The sequence below is a fragment of the Clostridium oryzae genome (assembly GCF_002029235.1).
In the GTDB taxonomy this organism is placed as follows: Bacteria; Bacillota; Clostridia; order Clostridiales; family Clostridiaceae; genus Clostridium_AE; species Clostridium_AE oryzae.
The window spans coordinates 1-20,138 of record NZ_MZGV01000070.1; the positions used below are offsets into that span (position 1 = coordinate 1).

The following is a 20,138-nucleotide window of genomic DNA, read 5'->3' on the forward strand; positions in this document are numbered from 1 at the left end:
AACGCTCCCTGCGGGCTCTGTAAATTATATAGATTGCTAGTTTTAAAGTACCGTCTCTAAAATTTCTACACGTTAATTTTACAGACGTTATTTGATGAAGTTGTATCTTTAATTTTTCTTCGTAGATTATTAAGTGTGATCTTAATTATAAAGAGAGTTAAAGGCTTCTCTTCAATATGGAAACTGTTATAATTAACTTTCTTTTAATAATCCAACTACTTAAAAGCCTATTAATCGTGACAGGGCTCTACGAAGAAGCAGGTCTTCGAAGCCAAGACCTGTCCTGCTTAGATAGCTTTTTAAGGTTATCTCTATTAAAATGGATATTAGTTTTAGCAATTTCCAAATTAAAAAGAGGTTTTTTATCTTTCTAAAAAATTAGCGATGCACTTTAGTTTTCTTCGAAGAAATTAAAAAATTGTTATTCCATAGAATAACGTTTATCCAATAGCACTTAGTTTATATTTAAAAGATACATTAAATAATTAACAGCTATTTAATTTACAGAACCCGAAGGGCGCAATGACCGGTAGGTCATACCCCCATCGTTGGTTCGCAATTTATTTATTGTGTTTACAACAAACTATCTATAATGATAAAATGTGATAAGTAATATTTGATGATTTACTATAATTATTAGGAAGTGAACTTAATGGAAGTCTATTTTGATAATAGTGCTACTACGATACCCTACGATGAAGTCATAGAATCAGTAGCATTTGCTATGAAAAACTATTTTGCTAATCCTTCGTCAGCTTACAAAATAGGTATGAATGCAGAAAGGGAACTAGGAAGTTATAGAGATTTTCTTGCAAGTACTATAAATGCGACGAAAGATGAATTGATATTTACTTCTGGTGGAAGTGAAAGTAATAACTTTTTAATAAATGGTTTTTTATCACCAGGTGATAATATAATTACTACTAAAATTGAACATCCAAGCGTCCTAAACACGTTTAAAGCACTAGAAGCCCTTGGTATCGAAACTACATATATAAATGTAGATTCTGATGGTAAGGTTATTCTTGACGAACTTGAAGCTGCTATAAATAACAAAACAAAGCTGGTTAGCGTTATGCACGTGAATAATGAAATTGGCACAATTCAGGATATTGATACCATAGGAAATATAGTAAAGAGTAAAAGTCAGAAGGCAAAATTTCATGTTGACGCAGTGCAAAGCTATGGCAAAATTGATATCAATGTAAAAAAAGCTAATATTGATTTACTATCAACAAGTGCTCATAAAATACATGGGCCTAGGGGCGTAGGGTTCGCGTACATAAAGAAAGGTCTTGTACCAAAAGCTCTCATATATGGAGGAGGCCAAGAAAAAGACTTTAGATCAGGTACAGAAAATCTAGCTGGTGCCGCAGGATTCCATAAGGCGGCTTCAATTATCTTTCCTAATTTGAAACAGAACTACAAGCATGTAACTGAAGTAAAAAAACATTTTATAGATGGACTTCAAAATTTTAAAGACATAAAAATAAATAGTCCACTTGATTCTAACCATTCACCTTACATTTTAAATGTATCCTTTTATGGTTTAAGAGGTGAAGTATTACTTCATTTACTTGAAGAAAATTCAATATATGTATCAACAGGTTCAGCATGCTCATCGAAAAACACTAGAGGCAGTCATGTTCTAAGAGCTATAGGTCTTAAAAATGATGCTGTTGAAGGTGGTATGCGTTTTAGCTTCTGCGAGATGAACACAACAGAACAGGTTGACTATGTTCTTTCAGCACTAGAAAAATCTATAAAATTTTTAAGGAGAAAATAAACATGAAGAAACTTTTGCTTGTTAAATACTCACCTGAAATATTTTTAAAGGGTTTAAATAGAAGTAAATTTGAAAAAAAACTTCAAAATAATATAGCTTCTGTTTTGAAGGGACTTGACTATAATTTTATTCTTGACAGCGGTAGATGGTTTATTGAGTGCAAGAATATGGAAGAAGCAGTTTCCAGAGTAAAAAAAGTTTTCGGAGTACTAGAACTTTGTGTAGTTTCTCAAGTTGAAGCAGATATGGAGCAAATAGGCAAAAAAGCAATCCAAGAAATGCTTGAAAGCGGCTGCAAAACTTTTAAGATTGAAAGCAAAAGAGCAAATAAATCTTTTCCTTTTAACTCAATGGAAGTAAGCAGAAAAATAGGAGCTTATGTGCTAAATGATGTGCCTGAGGTTTCTGTAGATGTACATAAACCTGAATGTATCATTAATGTTGAAATTCGTGAAAATGCTTATATATATTCTAAAAAGATTAAAGCGGCAGGTGGACTCCCTTATGGTATGAATGGAAGTACTATGCTGATGCTATCTGGCGGAATCGACTCCCCTGTAGCAGGATATATGATGGCTAGACGAGGTGTTGAATTAAATTGTGTATATTATCATAGTCATCCATATACCAGTGAAAGAGCAAAAGAAAAGGTAAAAGACCTTGCAAGGCTCTTGAAGAATTATACAGGTAAAATCAACCTGTATGTAGTACCTTTTACTGATATACAGATGAATATAATTGATAAGTGCCCCGAAGATGAGCTTACAATAATCATGAGAAGATTTATGATGAGAATAGCATGTGCATTAGCAGAAAAATTCCAAATAAATTCTGTTACTACAGGTGAGAGTATAGGTCAAGTTGCCAGCCAAACGATGGAAGGTCTTATCGTAAGTGATGATGTATCCGACAGACCTGTGTTTAGGCCACTTATAGCGATGGATAAGATTGATATAATGGATATTGCGAGGGAAATAGGAACTTATGATACATCTATTCTTCCATATGAAGATTGCTGTACGATATTTGTTCCAAAGCATCCTAAGACGAGACCAGTACTTGAACATATAATAGAAAATGAAAGTGTATTAGAAATTGATAGACTTGTTAATGAAGCTATAAAAAATATGGAAGTCTATAAAAACCTTATGTAAAAAAAGATTACATCCTACGTAGGCCAGTTCCGTTCATTAAGCAATTACACCGCATCTTTTAGTCAAATTTCCTAATGGCTCATAACTCGGCTGCGCCTCAAACAATTCGCCATCTTAACGGAAATTTGCCTAAAAGACATGGGTAATTGCTAAATTCACTCCAAATGCCTACTTAGATGTAATCTTTTTTTATGCCCTGACTCTTAAACTTTATATACTACTTTTATTTTATTGCTTCTGTTGCCTTCTTATATTAATGCACTAACTTCAAAATATATTACTGTTTCTTTTTAACACACTACTTGGTTAACATTGAAAGTTCTCTTAAATATAGGATAATTAAGAATTCTGATTAGCAGAATTTATTTCTTCATTCCTCATTCACAATTTTTAATTTTACTTCTCTATATGCAAAAATCTATACTTTCCTAATAAAAAAGCAATAGGAATTCAGCTAAGCTGAATTCCTGCCTTCTCTTTTCTCTTTACTCTCTACTCTTTTTATTCCTCACTAAAAAGTGGAGTTGATAGATATCTTTCTCCTGTATCAGGTAAAAGAACTACTATAGTCTTTCCTGCATTCTCTTCTTTTTTAGCTAATTGTGTTGCTGCATGAAGAGCTGCTCCTGAGGATATTCCTACAAGAAGTCCCTCTGTTTTAGCTAAAGCTCTGGCAGCTTCAAAAGCTTCTTCATTCTTTATTTGAACTATCTCATCTATTATTTCAGCATTAAATACGTCTGGAACAAAACCTGCACCTATTCCCTGTATCTTATGCGGACCTGGCTTTCCTCCTGATAATACTGGTGAGCTCGCTGGCTCTACAGCTACTATCTTTATATCAGATTTTTTTGCCTTAAGCCCTTCTCCTACTCCAGTTACAGTTCCGCCAGTTCCAACTCCAGCTATAAATATATCTACATTTCCATCCGTGTCTCTCCATATTTCTTCTGCAGTTGTCTTTCTATGGATCTCTGGATTTGCTGGATTTGAAAATTGCTGAGGTATATAAGCATTAGGAGTCTCATCGACTATCTGCTGTGCCTTCTGGATAGCACCTTTCATCCCTTCAGAACCAGGTGTTAACACAAGTTGTGCTCCTAGTGCCTTGAGAAGGTTTCTTCTTTCAATACTCATAGTTTCAGGCATTGTTAATATTATTTTATATCCTCTTGCTGCACATACAAATGCAAGTCCTATACCTGTATTTCCACTGGTAGGCTCAACAATTACTGTATCCTTATTTATAAGTCCTTTTTCTTCAGCTGCTTTTATCATAGCAAATGCTATTCTGTCTTTCACAGAACTCAGCGGATTAAAATACTCAAGTTTTCCTATTATTTTTGCTTTTACACCTGCTGTCTCATTGTAGTTTGTAAGCTCTAAAAGAGGTGTATTACCTATAAGATCAGTAAGATTCTTAGCTATTTTACTCATTATAAAAACTCCTTTCAGTTCCTCTATAATCAATATTATTTATATACTATTTTATAATTTTTATATTTATCACTAATTATTATACCTATAATTCCTATCTACTTAGTAGTATATTCTTTATTGTAATTTATGTCAATATATTTATCTAATATTAAATAATACATTGTCTAACATGCCTCCCACCAGCACTATTCCATATGACATTATCAGCATCACATATACGAAGTTCAATCTGCTAAACCGCTTCCTCCACCCTTCTATATCATTCAAACGTCTTATTTCATTTCCTTTTAATATAAGTCCTGCTGAAAGCACCATTTCAAGTGCGCCTACTACTATAGCTACATTTCTAGCAATTCTAATTGCTGCAGTTAAGTCAAACCCTTGTCCCAACAATCCCACAACGGTAAATAACACAGCAATTGTCGTTCCAACTAAGACTCCTATTAAAAATGACTTTATTATATCAATTACAAATTCTTTAAAAATCCGCATATTTTCTTTTCTCCAATTTCATTATTTTACAGAATATATATCATACTAATACAAATTACAAGCAACAAAATGGTTTGGAGAAACTTCTCTTAACTTCTGATTTCCCTCTGTACATTTTTTTGTTGCAAATTTGCATCTTGAACTAAATTTGCACCCTCCATTAGTATTGATAGGACTCGGTACATCGCCCTCCAATATGATTCTCTTTCTGTTTTTCTCAACTTTAGGATCTGGAATTGGAATAGCAGAAAGCAGTGCCTGAGTATATGGATGTAATGGTTTATTATACAGTTCATCGGATGAAGTAATTTCTACAATATTTCCCAAATACATAACTGCAACCCTGTCTGAAATATATTTAACCATAGACAGATCATGTGCTATAAATAGATAAGTGAGATGCAATTCCCTCTGTAACTTTACTAGTAGATTAACTATTTGAGCCTGTATAGAAACGTCTAGTGCGGATATGGGTTCATCACATATTATAAATTCAGGTTGAAGCACTAACGCCCTTGCTATACCTATTCTTTGCCTCTGTCCACCAGAAAATTCATGTACAAATCTATTTGCCTGTTCCTTATTAAGTCCAACTAAATTTAATATATAATAAATCAGTTCGTTTTTTTCTTTAGCATTAGTGGCCAATTTGTGTACATCAATTCCTTCTCCTATTATATCCATAACTGTCATTCTTGGATTAAGTGATGCATAAGGATCCTGAAATATCATCTGTGCTTCTCTTGCAAAAATTTTTTTATGTTTTCCATGGAAACTCTGGATATCTTGTCCTTTGTATAGTATCTGTCCATCAGTTCTCTTATACATGCCAATACATGTTCTGCCAAGTGTGCTTTTTCCGCATCCTGATTCTCCAACAAGTCCTAATGTCTCGCCCCTTTTTATCCTAAAAGAAACATCATCCACAGCCATAAGTGTATTTCTTCGGTCTATATTAAAGTATTTCTTTAAATTTCTTACATCCAAAATTACATCATTTTCATCAACAGTGTAATTACTATTTTTTAAGTCACTCATTTATATGTCCCCCCCCATTTCTATTCTAGGGGCCTTTGGATGATACCTCCAGCAATATGCCCGATGCGTTTCTTCAAAATCTGTTTTCTGCGGTGCTTCCTTTAGACATATTTTCATGCAATACTTGCATCTAGTAGAAAATGCACAACCCTCCGGAGGTGCAATTAAATCTGGCGGTGCCCCCTCAATAGCTGTAAGTTCTTCTTTATTTTTCAGATCAAGTCTTGGTACAGCTTTAAGCAAAGCCCAAGTATATGGATGCTTTGGATTGTAAAATATTTCATCGCTAGTACCGCTTTCAACTATTTTTCCAGAATACATAACTACAATTCTTTGTGCTATATCCGCCACTACTCCAAGATCATGGGTTATCATTATAACCGAAGTTCCTAATCTTTTTTGAAGATTCATAATCAGTTCTAATATCTGTGCCTGAATTGTAACGTCCAAGGCAGTAGTAGGTTCATCTGCTACAAGAAGCTTAGGATTACATGCTAGTGCTATAGCTATCATGATTCTCTGCCTCATGCCACCTGAAAATTCATGGGGATATTGATTAAATCTTTTTTCAGCATTAGCTATTCCTACCATTTGTATTAATTTAATAGCTTCCTTTTTAACTTCCTCCCTACTCATACTTCTATGTGCTGCTATGTTTTCAGCTATCTGTTTACCAACTTTCATGGTAGGGTTAAGTGCTGTAAGTGCATCCTGAAATATTATAGAACATTCTCCTCCTCTATAATTTATCCACTGCTTTTCATTGAAATTTAATATATTTTCACCTTTATATAAGATTTCACTCTCCTTTTTAATTTCCCCAGGCGGAGTCTGAATTAATCCCATAATTGCTTTTGCTGTGACCGATTTACCGCATCCGGATTCACCAACAATAGCAACTGTCTCACCCTCATTTACATCAAAGGTTATTCCTCTTACAGACCTTACTTCACCAGCATAAGTATTATACGATACTTGTAGATTTTTCACTTCAAGCAATTTTCCCATTATACTTCCCCCTCTTAGTCCCTAAGTTTAGGATCAAGTGCATCTCTTAATCCATCACCAAGTAAATTAAATGCAAGAACAGTTAAGCATAATATCAACGACGGAAAAAATAGCTGATGTGGATAGAATTCCATGCTCTGCTGTCCCATAGATATTAGTACTCCTAAACTTGTATTTGGTACTTGAATGCCAATTCCTAGAAAACTTAATCCGGCTTCCGTGAATATATATTCCGGAATACTTGATGTTATATTAAGTATTAATACTCCTATTGTATTTGGTATCAAATGCTTTACGATAATCCTTATAGGAGATGTGCCTATAAGTTCTGCGGCAAGAACATATTCCGATTCTCTAAGCTGCAATATCTGTCCTCTCATCTGTCTTGCTGTACCACACCAAGAAGTTACACTTATCGCCATAAGAAGAGCGAATACTCCATTACCAAAAACCATCATAAGAAGTATTGTAACCAAAAGTGATGGCACTGAATTTATAACTTCAATAATTCTCATAAGGATTTCATCAATCCAACCTCCAAAGTATGCCATTACAGCTCCGTATATTGAACCTACAACTATTTGAATTATTGTACAGGTTATTGCAACCATTATCGAAACTCTGCTAGCGTACCATACTCTAGAGAATAAATCTCTACCTAGATTGTCAGTGCCGAACCAATATTTGTAACTTGGTGCCAAATTTTTATCTTTGGAACTTATCGATATAAAATCATATCCACGTATATAAGGACCTACTACAACCATAATAATCAAAATCACTAGAAAAAACAGAGATACCATGGCCACAGGGTTCTTTTTAAGCCTTCTCCATGCATCTTGAAAATATGTAACATTGGGACGCACCATAGTCCCTGTACTTAATGTTTTACAATCTACAGCTTGAAACATATCATCATTTAATTCCGTCATAATATTAAGCCCCCTATCCTTTTCCACCACTAATTCTGATTCTCGGATCAACTGCAGTGTATAATAAATCTGTTATAAATATTATGACAATATACATAGCTGATAAAATGATTGTTTGACCCATGATTATTGGCAGATCTCTACCATTAACTGCATCTACATAATACATTCCTATTCCTGGAATTGAAAATACTCTTTCAATAAAAAAAGATCCTGTTATGCACATTCCAACACTCATCGGCAATATAGTAATAATAGGTATAAATGAATTTCTGAGAGTATGTTTAAATATTATCTGTCTGTTCGTCAATCCTTTGGATTTTGCAGTAAGTATATAATCATTATTTACTACATCCAGCATAGAAGTTTTTAACAGCCTTGCATATGTTGCCAGATATACAAAACATCCTGTTATAGTTGGCAGCACTGTATATTTCCAACCGCCAAGCCATAAATCTTTTCCTTTTGGCCACCCTATCACCGGAAATAAATCAAGCTGCCCTGCAAATATTTTTTGAAGCCACAATCCAAATATCAACTGTGGGATAGATATTACTAAAACTGCAGAGGTTACTATTGAGTAATCTATCCAAGTTCCTCTTTTCATAGCTGCTATAATTCCTAATAATAATCCTAAAGAAATACCTAAAACCATCTGTTGCAGCCCAAGCCTTGCAGAAGCAGGAAGTTTTTCTTTGATAATACTTTGTACTGTCTGTCCAGGATAAAGTATGGATTCTCCAAAATTGCCATGAAGCAACCCTTTCATTGTAATAACATATCTTTCCATGATGGGCTTGTCTAGCCCATATTTCTTATATAGGTTCTGCCGTATCTGCGGTGGAAGCTTTTCTGTTCTTTCTGTCAGCGGATCTCCAGGGACTATCGCCAAAAGAAAAAAAGTTGCTGTGGCCACCGTAAATAAAGTTAAAAGCATCTCTAGAAATCTTCGTATAGCATACTTTTTCAAATTATTTTCCTCCCCATTAATTATCATAACTTCACTCATAAATGCAAAAACATATTTAAGCATAATATAGATACATCAGCTTCTGCCGATGTATCTATATTAAAACTTTATATTACTTTCCTTGAATATATGCCCTGCTAAATTCTATCGATGGTCCAAAGGAAGGTAAACTTATATTCTTAACATAATTTTGTACAAAATACCTTGAATCCAAATACATATATGGTGCTATTCCTGCATCTTTAGCTACTAATTGAGTTTCGAGCTCGGAGTACACCTGTCCCCTCTTTTCAATATTTTGTTCACCATCTAATTTTTTAAATATAGAATCATATTGTTTACTGTGATATCCACCAAAAAATTTTGAAAATCCACTGTTAGTAATCCACAAATCCATGAATGTCATAGGGTCATTATAATCACCAAACCATCCACCTAAAAGTATATCGTACTTTCCGCTGTTCCTTAATGCTGCATACGCTTTAAAATCTCCGAAAGATTTCAATTCTATTTTTATTCCCAATTTCTTTTCCCAAGTTTGCTTCCAATACTCCTGTATAGATTTATCTAAAGAACTGCTTTCTGTTGAAATGAACACTAGCTTAATTTTGCTTAAATCTTCACTTTTGCCAAGTTCCTCCAAGCCTTCTTTGAATAAGGTCTGAAGCTTTTCATTATCGTCCTTCACTGCCTCGTAATCTTTTTTAAGTGCTTCCTCATATTTTGATCTAAATTCATCTTTATCTAAATCTATTCCTTTAGGTATAATTCCATATGCAGAATAATTTTTGTTGTATATCGTATTAACTAAATCTTCTCTGTCTATTGCAAGAGATAGGGCTTTCCTGATCTTTGCGTTTCCCATAATTCCAGAAGTACCATTTGTTTTTTGATTAAAGCCTATAAAATCAGTAGATGGTGATGCTTTCTTTATATATTGGAATTTACCTTTTTTAGCTTCGTCTATCCATTTAGCTGTATAGTCTTGCTGCCCTTGAACCACATCTAATTGTTGAGACTCGAACATCTGTGCTTGAGTAGCAATTTCATTCACCACTGTTAAATTTACAGTTTTAAGCTTAACACTTTTAGCATCCCAATAATCAGGATTCTTTTTAAGAACTATGCTGCTGTTTTTCGTCCACTCTTTTATTATGAACGGTCCGCTGTATACATGTTTCTTATAATCAGTGGCCCAAGTTTCACCACCTGCTTTTATCACATCCAGCCTGATTGGAAATAGTGCCGCAAAAGCTATCTTTTTTTCAAATTGCGGTGCTGGTTTCGCTAAGGTAATTTGAAGAGTTTTATCATCTAATGCCTTAACACCAACTTGGCTGGCTTTTACTTTTTTCGCGTAATAAGCTTTCGCATTTTTTATATCATACGCGAAAAATGCATAAGAAAATGCCTTCTTAGGATCCAGTAATCTAATAATGGAATCCACATAATTCTGTGCTGTAACTTTCTTACCATCAGACCACTTGTAATCTCTTAAATGGAATGTCCATGTTAAACCATCTTTTGAAATGTCCCAGCTCTTAGCTCCTGCTGGTTCCAATTTTTCATTTCCATTTTTGTCCGTAAATACTCTTGCCAAACCTTCCTGTACCTGGGTAAGTATTTGAAATTCACCAGAATTTCTAGCGTCATTTGGATCCAGCGTAAGAGGTTCATCCAACAGCAGATTCAAAGTCTGGTCAGCATCCAGTTTAGATGTAGTTGAAGCTTTCCTAGATTTACCTGCTGAATTTTCTTTGCTGCAGCCTGTAGCTGTAGCAATAGATACTACCAATATAGATATCAATAATGTGTTCACTACCTTTTTAATTTTCATAGTGTACATCCCCCCTAAAATAATATTAAATATGTATTACTTGTTCGTTTTAATTCCGATAAAACATATTGATTAAGTATGATTTATATCATAACCAGCCTTTATTAACTTGTCAAGTATAATTTTTCTAGTTTTTCATATTGTTTTCCAATATATATTTCCATGCTTGACAAACCTGAAGCTAAATGGTATCATTTATTAAAAATTAATACGATTTATGTTCTCATCAAGAGAGGTTGAGGGACTGGCCCAATGAAACCTCGGCAACCTTCAGGTTCATCTATCTGAAAAGGTGCCAACTCCTGCGAACGGATTGCATGTGTCCGACGAGAGATGAGAGAGGAGTCTTTGAATGTTTATGCCTCTTTCGTCTTTTTCTAAGATGAAAGAGGTTTTTTATTATATTAATATATTTTAATTTGTACATTTAAAAGGAGTTTTTATTATGTTATTTATGAATATGCTAAGAAATAGTATGAAATTAGAAACTAATTTTGAAAAAGGAGGAAGCCGAATATGCAAAAAGGTCTGTTGTCACTAGAAACAAAAGTAGTACATGGAAGTAAAGGATATGATTCTCAAACAGGAGCAATCAGTTTTCCTATATACCAAAGTGCTACCTTCATACACCCTGGCTTACATAGCAGTACAGGCTATGATTATTCTAGACTGCAAAATCCAACCAGAGAAGAACTTGAAAATACTGTTGCAGAACTCGAAGGTGGCAGAGCAGGTCTTGCTTTTTCCTCTGGAGTTGCTGCTATTTCTGCCGTACTAACTCTTTTTTCTAAAGGCGATCACCTTATTGTATCAGATGATTTATATGGCGGTACTTATAGATTATTTGAGGAATTTTTCAAGAATTCTGGAATTGAGGTTACCTATACAGACACTACCCGTATAGAAGAAATAGAAAAACATATAGCTCCCAATACTAAAGCCTTTTTTCTTGAAACTCCATCAAATCCTATGATGAAGGTTTCTGATATAAGTGGGATTGCTTCACTAGCTAAATCATTAGATGCATTAACTATTGTGGATAATACTTTCTTGTCACCATACTATCAAAGACCTATTCTGCTTGGCGCCGATATAGTAGTCCACAGCGGGACAAAATTTTTAGCAGGTCATAATGATACCTTAGCAGGCTTTGCCGTCGCAGCAAATAATGATTTACTAATAGACAAATTAAGACTAATACAAAAATCAAAAGGGGCTGTACTTTCCCCATTTGACAGTTGGCTTGTATTAAGAGGCATAAAGACTTTAGCCGTAAGAATGGATAAGCAGCAAGAAAATGCTTTAAAAATTGCTAAATGGCTTAAAACATTAAAGGAAATAGATAAAGTTTACTACGTTGGTTTGCCCGAAAATGAAGGCTATGAAATTTCTAAAAAGCAAACTTCCGGTTTTGGTTCTATGATATCATTTTCCGTTAACAACATAGCTATGGTAGAGAAAATTCTGGATAACGTTAAACTAGTATCCTTTGCGGAAAGTCTTGGAGGTGTAGAAAGCCTAATTACATATCCATATACTCAAACTCATGCAGATATTCCTATAGAGGTGCGTGATAAACTCGGAGTAACTGATAAACTTTTAAGACTTTCTGTTGGTATAGAAAATGTAAATGACATTATAAACGACTTGGAAAGGGCAATAAGGTGATAATATGAACTTTGGATCAAAATTAATTCACAACGGAAATGAAATTGATAAAAATACTGGTGCTTTAAGTATTCCTATATATCAAACTTCAACATTTCATCAATATGATATAGATAATTTAGGGAAATATGATTATACAAGGTCAGGCAATCCAACACGAGAAGCTCTAGAGAATACTATAGCTCAGTTAGAAGGAGGAATACGAGGTTTTGCTTTTTCTTCAGGAATGGCTGCAACCTCTTCTGTACTTTCAATATTTTCTTCTGACGACCACATAATTGTTGGTAATGACGTCTATGGTGGTACTTACAGAATAGCTTCCAGCTTTTTTAACAAGTTTAAAGTACAGATTACTTTCACTGACATGACTGATCCTGATAATATAAAAAATAGCATAAAAAATAATACAAAAGCTATATTTCTAGAAACTCCCTCAAATCCTCTTCTCAAAATAACAGATTTAAGAACCTGCATAAAGATCGCTAAAGACTATGGCTTGATAGTAATTGTAGACAATACTTTTATGTCTCCTTATTTACAAAGGCCTCTTGAACTTGGAGCGGATATAGTAATTCACAGTGCCACTAAATTTATAGGAGGGCATAGCGACGTAGTGAGTGGTTTAGTCGCTACTAAAAATAAAGACCTAGCAGATAAAATTTATTTTGTACAAAACTCTTTTGGCGCGGTACTAGGTCCACAGGATAGTTGGCTTCTGCTTCGTGGATTAAAAACGCTAAAAGTAAGACTTGATTATGAATGCAAAAGTGCTCTAGAATTAGCTCAGTGGCTTTCAACCCATAAGAAGATTACTAACGTCTATTATCCCGGCTTGAAGGAGCATATAGGTTCTGATATTCACCTTTCTCAAGCGCTTAATGGCGGTGCAGTACTTTCCTTTAAAACTGATACAGAGGCTACTGCTAAAAAATTCATGAAAAATGTAACCTTAGCAGCTGTTGCTGTAAGTCTTGGCGGTGTTGAAAGTATAGCATCCTACCCAGTTAAAATGTCTCACGCAGCAATACCTGTTCAAGAAAGAGAAAAACTTGGAATTACTAATAATTTGATACGTCTATCAGTAGGCTTGGAGGATACTCAAGATTTAATTGAGGATTTTAAAAAAGCGCTAGAATAAATAAAATGATATAATTGAGGTGAAACGTATGAGTGTAGAGGCTGTAAAAAATTTTTTTAATGCAAATAACTTTCATGCAGATTTAATACAACTAGATGAATGCAGTGCTACTGTGGATCTAGCTGCAGAAGCTCTAGGCGTTAGGCCAGAACTTATAGCTAAAAGTCTTGCTTTTAAATTAAAAGACAGAAATATTATAGTTGTCACTTGCGGAAATGCTAGAATCGATAATAAGAAGTACAAAACCCTTTTCTCCACAAAAGCTAAAATGTTAACTTCAGAAGAAGTTTTAGAATATACTGGTCATCCAGTTGGTGGAGTATGTCCCTTTGGAGTTAAAACAGATATACAAATATATCTTGATGAATCACTAAGAGAATTCGAATATGTATACCCCGCAGCCGGATCTACTCATACTGCTGTAAAAATTTCCGTAGATGATCTAGAAAAGCTTACTGAAGGTATTTGGGTTAATATATGTCAATAGTTAATTTTTACAAGGAGGTTTGTTTATATGCCAATAAAAATTCCAGATAACTTACCAGCAAAAGATGTGCTAAATAATGAAAATATATTTGTAATGGATGAAAGCAGAGCCTATCATCAAGACATAAGACCGCTTAAAATAGCAATACTCAATCTTATGCCAATTAAGGTAGCAACTGAAAATCAACTTTTAAGGCTTCTTTCTAATACTCCTCTTCAGGTTGATATAACGCTTTTGTATCAAGAAACTTATAAATCTACTCATACTCCTGAAGAACATCTTATATCTTTTTATAAAACATTTAGTGATATAAAAGATCATAAATTTGATGGCCTCATAATAACGGGTGCTCCCGTAGAACAAATGGATTTTGAGGATGTTGATTATTGGGAAGAATTAACTACTATAATGGAATGGAGCAAAAAAAATGTTACTTCAACATTCCATATTTGCTGGGCAGCCCAAGCAGGCCTATATTATCATTATAATATCCCTAAATACCAGCTTTCTCAAAAAATGTTCGGTGTCTTTCCACATGTTGTCAACGTAAAAAATGAACGACTGCTAAAAGGCTTTGACGACGTATTCTATGCACCTCATTCGCGCCATACAGAGGTACGCAAGGAAGATATTTTAAAGAATAAAGAACTTACTATATTGACAGAATCCGAAGAATGCGGTGTTCATATAGTTATGGCTGATGCTGGAAAGCAGTTTTTTGTTATGGGACATTCAGAATATGATCCTGATTCACTAAAAGCCGAGTATGACAGAGATATAAATAAAGGGCTTTATGTTCCTATTCCAAAACACTATTATAAGGATGATGATCCTTCCAAAGAACCTGTTGTAAATTGGAGAGGACACGCTAACCTGCTATTTTCAAACTGGCTTAATTATTATGTTTATCAAGAAACTCCTTATTCACTAGATTAATAAAAAATGGTTGCACCCTATGTCGGCTAGTTCCGCTCGTTAAGCAATTTTACCGCATCTTTTAGTCAAATTTCCTAATGGCTCATAACTCGGCTACACCTCAAACAATTCGCCATCTTAACGGAAATTTGCCTAAAAGACACGGATAATTGCTAAACTCACTCCAAATGCCTCCGTCGGATGTAACCATTTTTAATGCCCTAACTCTTAATATTTACAAAATAATTTTATTTTATTAATTCTATTACCTTTTTATCTTAATTCACTAACTTCAAAATATATTACTGTCTCTTTTTAACTTCTTCGTAAACACGCTGTACCGTTTTTTTATTTAGCAACCACCTTTTCTCCTATTTAGTGGTGTATCTTGATATTAATTAAAAGTTATCCACAATTGGCAAAATACATAAATTCCTAGAGACTAAAAAATGGTTACACCCTATGTCGGCTAGTTTCGCTCATTAAGCAATTACACCGCATCTTTCAGTCAAATTTCCTAATGGCTCATAACTCGGCTACACCTCAAACAATTCGCCATCTTAACGGAAATTTGCCTAAAAGACACGGATAATTGCTAAACTCACTCCAAATGCCTCCGTCGGATGTAACCATTTTTAATGCCCTGACTCTTAATATTCACAGAATACTCTTATTATACTGCTTCTGTTGCCTTCTTATCTTAATTCTCTAATTTCAAAATATATTACTGTTTCTTTTTAACTTCTTTGTAAACACTTTGTACCGTTTTTTTCATTTAATTCCCACCTTCACTTTTCTCTTTACTCTTTACTCTTTTCTCTTTTCTCTTTAGTGGTGTATCTTCATATTAATTAAAAGTTATCCACAATTAGCAAAAATCCTCAATTGTTAATATGCAACTTGACTGAAAAATACTTCTATAGTATTATTTATCTTAGTGAACATATAGGTTTATATGGTTTTAGCGTTTTTTACTGTTACTAAATTACAAGGATGGTGACCATAGGTGAAAATTTCTACTAAAGGAAGATATGGCCTAAGATCCATGGTGGATATGGCATTAAATTCAGCTGGTGATTATATAGCATTGAAAACAATTGCAGAAAGACAAGAAATATCAGAAAATTATTTAGAGCAAGTTTTTTCTATACTTAGAAAGGCAGATCTGATTAAAAGTATAAGAGGATCTCAAGGTGGTTACTGCCTTTCTCGACCTGCAGATAAAATCACTGTTGGAGAAGTTTTAAGATGTTTAGAAGGTGAATTAAATATTACAGGTGGTTCTGACGCTTCACCTGGGTTTAATAAGACCGTAGAAGATTGTATAAATACAGTAGTCTGGAAAAAAGTTAATGAGAATATTAATACTGTAGTTGACTCTATAACTCTAGAAGATTTAGTTGATCATTATAAAAAATCTAATGGTGAATTTACTTTTGACTATGTAATCTAGCAAAAATGGCTGCATCTGATGGTTAAAGGTCTAAATGACCTTTAACGGGTTATCTGTGAATGATAATGAACATGCTTAGATAACCCTGACTGTAACCATTTTTTATTTTCTTACTCTACTCTTTTATCTTTTTCTATTTATCCATAATTTTTTGAAGAATACCGATTATTTCATCTACTTTTTCCTCACCACTATCGTTTATAAAAGCTTCTTTCACACAATGATTAAGATGCTGCTTCAATATTAATAAGTTAGCCTTCTTAAGTAACGACTGTGCTGCTACTATCTGATTAGATACATCAACACAATATCTCCCATCTTCTATCATCTTTATTATCCCTTCAATTTGACCTTTTGTTGTTTTTAAAGCCTGAATAGCTTTAGTTTTCTCTTCATTCACAAAATCACCTTTTTCTAATATGCTTTATGTACCTGTTTTACTATGTATAATTATAATTTTATTAATGTAGTCTGTAAAGAAAATGTATATATCTTTTCTACTCTTTATGCTGATATTAAATATATTGCAAACTAAATGCTCTAGACGGAATAGTTAAGACAAAGTGCATTAAATAGGTATGAGAGTTAAGAGTAAAGAGAAAAGAGTAACGAGAAGGTTAAAATTCAGCCGACTGAATTTTGATTGTATAGATAATCCTAATTATTTTAATAATATTTTTAGAATGTTAGGTATTATCTTAGTTTTTAGAAAGTTATCTGCCGATAATCAGATTTAAATTCTCAGAAATTCTGCACAGCAGAATTTCTTCCTTCACTTTTCTCTCTACTCTTTTCTCTTACCTATTTAAAGCATGCACTAACTACTTAATATTATCTTCATTTAATTCACTTGCTTGGTTCGCAATTTATTTATGTTATATGATATAATATACAGGATATTTGTTATATTGATGAATTATTTATTTAACACCGATAAATATATTAGAATTAATTATCTGGTTGGTTAATTTTCTGAATAGGATGGGATTTCCATGGATATAAGATATATGATGCTAAAAGACAGATATTATTTTCTTCATACCAATATGGTATTAATAAATGATAGTAGAAAATTAGATGCTTTCAAAAGAGAGGTATCTCTTTTTATAAAGGAATTGAGTATTTTTGATATATCTCTGATAAAACTTAGCTGCACCATTCCTAGTATAAGTGTCCAAAACGAACTGTTAAATATAGCTGTTATTTGCTCTGAAAGCACTACTTTTTCTGATTATATTAGGTTTAATTCTGAGCTTCCAATAAAAAAATTAGCGTCTTTCACAAAAAAAAATCACAGTTTTTTTAATAAGTGGCAAAACTACATTATTCTTTACTATCTGCTGCTATCTAATGATAATTATAGTAATTTACTTTCTTTTCTTAATATACATAAAAAACAGGATTCCCTTACTAAAATGACACAGAAGGGACATCACAAAGAAGAAGCTGCAGATATACCAGAATCAACAGAAGAAAACTTTGGGTTAGTACTAAGTTGTTCTAAAAAAAAGTGTTTCGTATTAACACCATTTGGATATATTAAAATTGTAAATAATGTTGATCATATTTCACCCGGCGAGATCTGCATGAGCAAACCCGAGACTAATAAAAAGGGATTTAAGTTTCCTTTTAAAATGCTCATTCTATACTTAATAATTTTTACTGTTGCTGTTACATATATTTATACTTTTCCAGAGAAAAAAATAGTAATAAAATCTAATTTTATATTTCAAATTTCAGTGAATAAATGGAACAAAGTAATTAGCGTCAAACCCCTAAACGGATATGCTGATAAAATAAAATATAACTGTAACGTATTTAATAAAAATTATGATGAAGCAACAGTAATAATTCTAAAGACTGCTGAATATTTAAAATATATAGATAAAAAATCAAGTGTAAATATTTATGTTAAAGGCAAAAGAAATTCTGATATTAACTTTAGATACACAATTAACTATTTTAAAAGTAATAAACTGAATTGTGTTATAAACAATAATGGTTCGTTACTCTTTGAAAGATAATTCTTACAAGCGACGGAGTGATATTATTTTGAGAAAAGAAACTATTATTAAGCACAGTGATAGAAAAGATGAGATAAGATTAAATAAATACCTAAGCGAATGTGGTTTTTGTTCGAGGCGTGAAGCAGATAAGCTTATTGAACTTGGAAGAATTTTAGTAAACGGCGTTCCTGCTGAACAAGGAATGAAAATCTCAAATTTTGACGAGATACGAGTTGATAACAAACTAATAGAAAAAAAGAATCCATTTGTATATATAGCCTTTAATAAACCCCGTAGAATCATTTGTACTACAGATGAAACTGTTCATGATAATATAATTAGTTTTATCAAATACCCACTCAGAATTTTCCCTATAGGACGACTGGATAGAGATTCTGAAGGGCTAATCTTTTTAACCAATGACGGTGATATAGTAAATAAGATACTAAGAGCTGGAAATAAACATGAAAAAGAATATATTGTTACTGTAGATTTACCTATAACAGATTCATTTATACATGGCATGAGCTCTGGAGTGAGGATTCTCGGAAAAACAACTAAAAAATGTTTTGTTTCTAAAGAAGGAAAATATACATTTAGAATAATCCTTACAGAGGGTCTCAATAGACAGATCAGAAGAATGTGCTCAGTATTTGGATATGAAGTAAAAAGACTTAAACGTATCCGAATTATGAATGTAACCTGTGATGGCATAAAGCAAGGTACTTGGAGGAATCTTACTGAAACGGAACTTAAAGAAATAAATCAAGCCATAGCTTCTTCCAAAAAAACCTATCAATAATTTCTATAAATGGCTTAACTTTTTCAAACTTATATGATATACTATTACTATAAATTAATGTTAAAGTAAAGGTTTACATAATCAATAGTTTTCCCTCTAAACGGGATAAAGGAGTGACTTTTATGCATGGTAAAGTTATATATGTGGACTTTTCTAAATCAAAAAAAGCTTATAGGCATAGAAACAAATTTACAGCTTTCTTTTACAATATTAAAAATAAAATAAGTGGACTGTTTACTTTTTCGAATAGCAGTTCCGTATATTATAATAAAAATGACGTACGCTACTTCAAAAAATCTATATAAAGCTTAGGCTGCTCTTTTGTTGAAGCAGCCTATTTTTATACATTAAATTCGCGCTTCTTAATTTTCCATTTATGATATAATAGAAAATATACTTAACAGGAGGATATATAGTATGAGGATTGGCATGGGTTATGATGTACATAAATTGATTAAAGATAGACCTCTAATAATAGGAGGTGTTAGAATACCGCATGATTTAGGCTTACTAGGCCATTCAGATGCCGATGTACTTTTACATGCGATAATGGATAGCATATTAGGTGCCGCCGCTTTAGGTGATATAGGAAAGCATTTTCCTGATAACTGTGACAAATATAAAGACATCAGCAGTATTGTATTGCTAAAACATACTGCTGATTTAATAGCCGAAAAAGGTTATCATATTGTAAATATAGATTCTACGATAATAGCTCAAAAGCCCAAGATGGCTCCTTATATAGATTTGATGCGTGAAAATATAAGTAGTACCCTAAATATATCTAAAGATGATATAAACATAAAAGCAACCACAGAAGAAGGCTTAGGTTTTACAGGGAAGGAATTAGGTATATCTGCACAGAGCATATGCCTGCTTAGTAAATAAAAAAATCCCCTACCGGGGACTATGAGTTTTAGAATGGAAAAGGTTCGTTCTCATCAACTAAATACGAACCTTCTTCTACTTTCTTTTCTCCTGAATAATAAAAATCTGCATCACAATTAGGGCA

At 33.1% G+C, this 20,138-nt stretch carries 18 protein-coding genes and 1 riboswitch; of the genes, 10 read left to right on the plus strand and 8 right to left on the minus strand.

What is annotated here, in order from left to right; genetic code table 11:
- Window positions 1-652 precede the first annotated feature (652 nt).
- Together CLORY_RS19305 and thiI are read left to right on the plus strand one after the other, a co-directional pair.
- Complete coding sequence (locus CLORY_RS19305) at window positions 653-1,786, plus strand: cysteine desulfurase family protein (protein WP_079427582.1); 1,134 nt, start codon at window positions 653-655, stop codon at window positions 1,784-1,786.
- 2 nt (window positions 1,787-1,788) lie between these two features.
- Window positions 1,789-2,940 carry a tRNA uracil 4-sulfurtransferase ThiI gene (thiI, locus tag CLORY_RS19310; protein WP_079427584.1) on the plus strand — a complete coding sequence of 384 codons (1,152 nt, stop codon included), beginning with the start codon at window positions 1,789-1,791 and terminating at the stop codon, window positions 2,938-2,940.
- Between the two features lie 501 nt (window positions 2,941-3,441).
- Here thiI and cysK read toward each other — a convergent pair.
- From cysK to CLORY_RS19345, 7 genes are all read right to left on the minus strand, one after another.
- Window positions 3,442-4,377: a cysteine synthase A gene (gene cysK / locus CLORY_RS19315; protein ID WP_079427586.1), complete on the minus strand. Its 936-nt coding sequence runs from the start codon at window positions 4,375-4,377 to the stop codon at window positions 3,442-3,444.
- A gap of 141 nt (window positions 4,378-4,518) precedes the next feature.
- Complete coding sequence (locus tag CLORY_RS19320) at window positions 4,519-4,872, minus strand: hypothetical protein (protein ID WP_079427588.1); 354 nt, start codon at window positions 4,870-4,872, stop codon at window positions 4,519-4,521.
- A 45-nt stretch (window positions 4,873-4,917) separates the two neighbouring features.
- Window positions 4,918-5,910 carry an ABC transporter ATP-binding protein gene (locus CLORY_RS19325; RefSeq protein WP_079427590.1) on the minus strand — a complete coding sequence of 331 codons (993 nt, stop codon included), beginning with the start codon at window positions 5,908-5,910 and terminating at the stop codon, window positions 4,918-4,920.
- Complete coding sequence (locus CLORY_RS19330) at window positions 5,911-6,918, minus strand: ABC transporter ATP-binding protein (protein ID WP_079427592.1); 1,008 nt, start codon at window positions 6,916-6,918, stop codon at window positions 5,911-5,913. It abuts the gene before it with no gap.
- Window positions 6,919-6,932: 14 nt separating this feature from the next.
- Window positions 6,933-7,850, minus strand: a complete 918-nt coding sequence (locus tag CLORY_RS19335; RefSeq protein WP_079427594.1) for an ABC transporter permease — start codon at window positions 7,848-7,850, stop codon at window positions 6,933-6,935.
- Between the two features lie 13 nt (window positions 7,851-7,863).
- Entirely contained in the window at window positions 7,864-8,820 is a 957-nt protein-coding gene (locus tag CLORY_RS19340) for an ABC transporter permease (protein ID WP_079427596.1), read from the minus strand.
- Window positions 8,821-8,932: 112 nt separating this feature from the next.
- Window positions 8,933-10,657 carry a peptide ABC transporter substrate-binding protein gene (locus CLORY_RS19345; RefSeq protein WP_169911691.1) on the minus strand — a complete coding sequence of 575 codons (1,725 nt, stop codon included), beginning with the start codon at window positions 10,655-10,657 and terminating at the stop codon, window positions 8,933-8,935.
- Between the two features lie 220 nt (window positions 10,658-10,877).
- Window positions 10,878-10,997: riboswitch (SAM riboswitch) on the plus strand.
- A gap of 176 nt (window positions 10,998-11,173) precedes the next feature.
- Here CLORY_RS19345 and CLORY_RS19350 point away from each other — a divergent pair.
- The 5 genes from CLORY_RS19350 to CLORY_RS19370 all read left to right on the plus strand — a co-directional run bounded on the left by CLORY_RS19350 (window position 11,174) and on the right by CLORY_RS19370 (window position 16,318).
- Window positions 11,174-12,325 (plus strand): trans-sulfuration enzyme family protein, encoded by a 1,152-nt coding sequence (locus CLORY_RS19350; protein WP_079427598.1) that lies wholly within the window; start codon window positions 11,174-11,176, stop codon window positions 12,323-12,325.
- A gap of 4 nt (window positions 12,326-12,329) precedes the next feature.
- The gene (locus CLORY_RS19355; protein ID WP_079427599.1) at window positions 12,330-13,463 is read left to right on the plus strand and encodes a trans-sulfuration enzyme family protein; all 1,134 of its coding nucleotides are present in this window, start codon (window positions 12,330-12,332) and stop codon (window positions 13,461-13,463) included.
- 28 nt (window positions 13,464-13,491) lie between these two features.
- Window positions 13,492-13,950, plus strand: a complete 459-nt coding sequence (locus CLORY_RS19360) for a YbaK/EbsC family protein (RefSeq protein ID WP_079427601.1) — start codon at window positions 13,492-13,494, stop codon at window positions 13,948-13,950.
- Window positions 13,951-13,977: 27 nt separating this feature from the next.
- A complete protein-coding gene (gene metA, locus CLORY_RS19365; protein ID WP_079427603.1) occupies window positions 13,978-14,886 on the plus strand; it encodes a homoserine O-acetyltransferase MetA in 909 nt (302 codons plus the stop codon).
- 985 nt (window positions 14,887-15,871) lie between these two features.
- Window positions 15,872-16,318, plus strand: a complete 447-nt coding sequence (locus CLORY_RS19370) for an RrF2 family transcriptional regulator (protein WP_079427605.1) — start codon at window positions 15,872-15,874, stop codon at window positions 16,316-16,318.
- 133 nt (window positions 16,319-16,451) lie between these two features.
- Here the strand turns inward: CLORY_RS19370 and CLORY_RS19375 are convergent, their stop codons facing one another.
- Complete coding sequence (locus CLORY_RS19375) at window positions 16,452-16,718, minus strand: metal-sensing transcriptional repressor (protein ID WP_079427606.1); 267 nt, start codon at window positions 16,716-16,718, stop codon at window positions 16,452-16,454.
- Window positions 16,719-17,310: 592 nt separating this feature from the next.
- Here CLORY_RS19375 and CLORY_RS19380 point away from each other — a divergent pair.
- The 3 genes from CLORY_RS19380 (at window position 17,311) to ispF (ending at window position 20,014) form a co-directional block, all read left to right on the plus strand.
- Window positions 17,311-18,342, plus strand: a complete 1,032-nt coding sequence (locus tag CLORY_RS19380) for an anti-sigma-I factor RsgI family protein (RefSeq protein WP_079427608.1) — start codon at window positions 17,311-17,313, stop codon at window positions 18,340-18,342.
- A 28-nt stretch (window positions 18,343-18,370) separates the two neighbouring features.
- Window positions 18,371-19,126, plus strand: coding sequence for a 23S rRNA pseudouridine(2604) synthase RluF (rluF, locus tag CLORY_RS19385; RefSeq protein WP_242954458.1), 756 nt, complete (start codon window positions 18,371-18,373; stop codon window positions 19,124-19,126).
- A gap of 417 nt (window positions 19,127-19,543) precedes the next feature.
- A complete protein-coding gene (ispF, locus tag CLORY_RS19395; RefSeq protein ID WP_079427612.1) occupies window positions 19,544-20,014 on the plus strand; it encodes a 2-C-methyl-D-erythritol 2,4-cyclodiphosphate synthase in 471 nt (156 codons plus the stop codon).
- The last annotated feature ends 124 nt before the right edge of the window (window positions 20,015-20,138 follow it).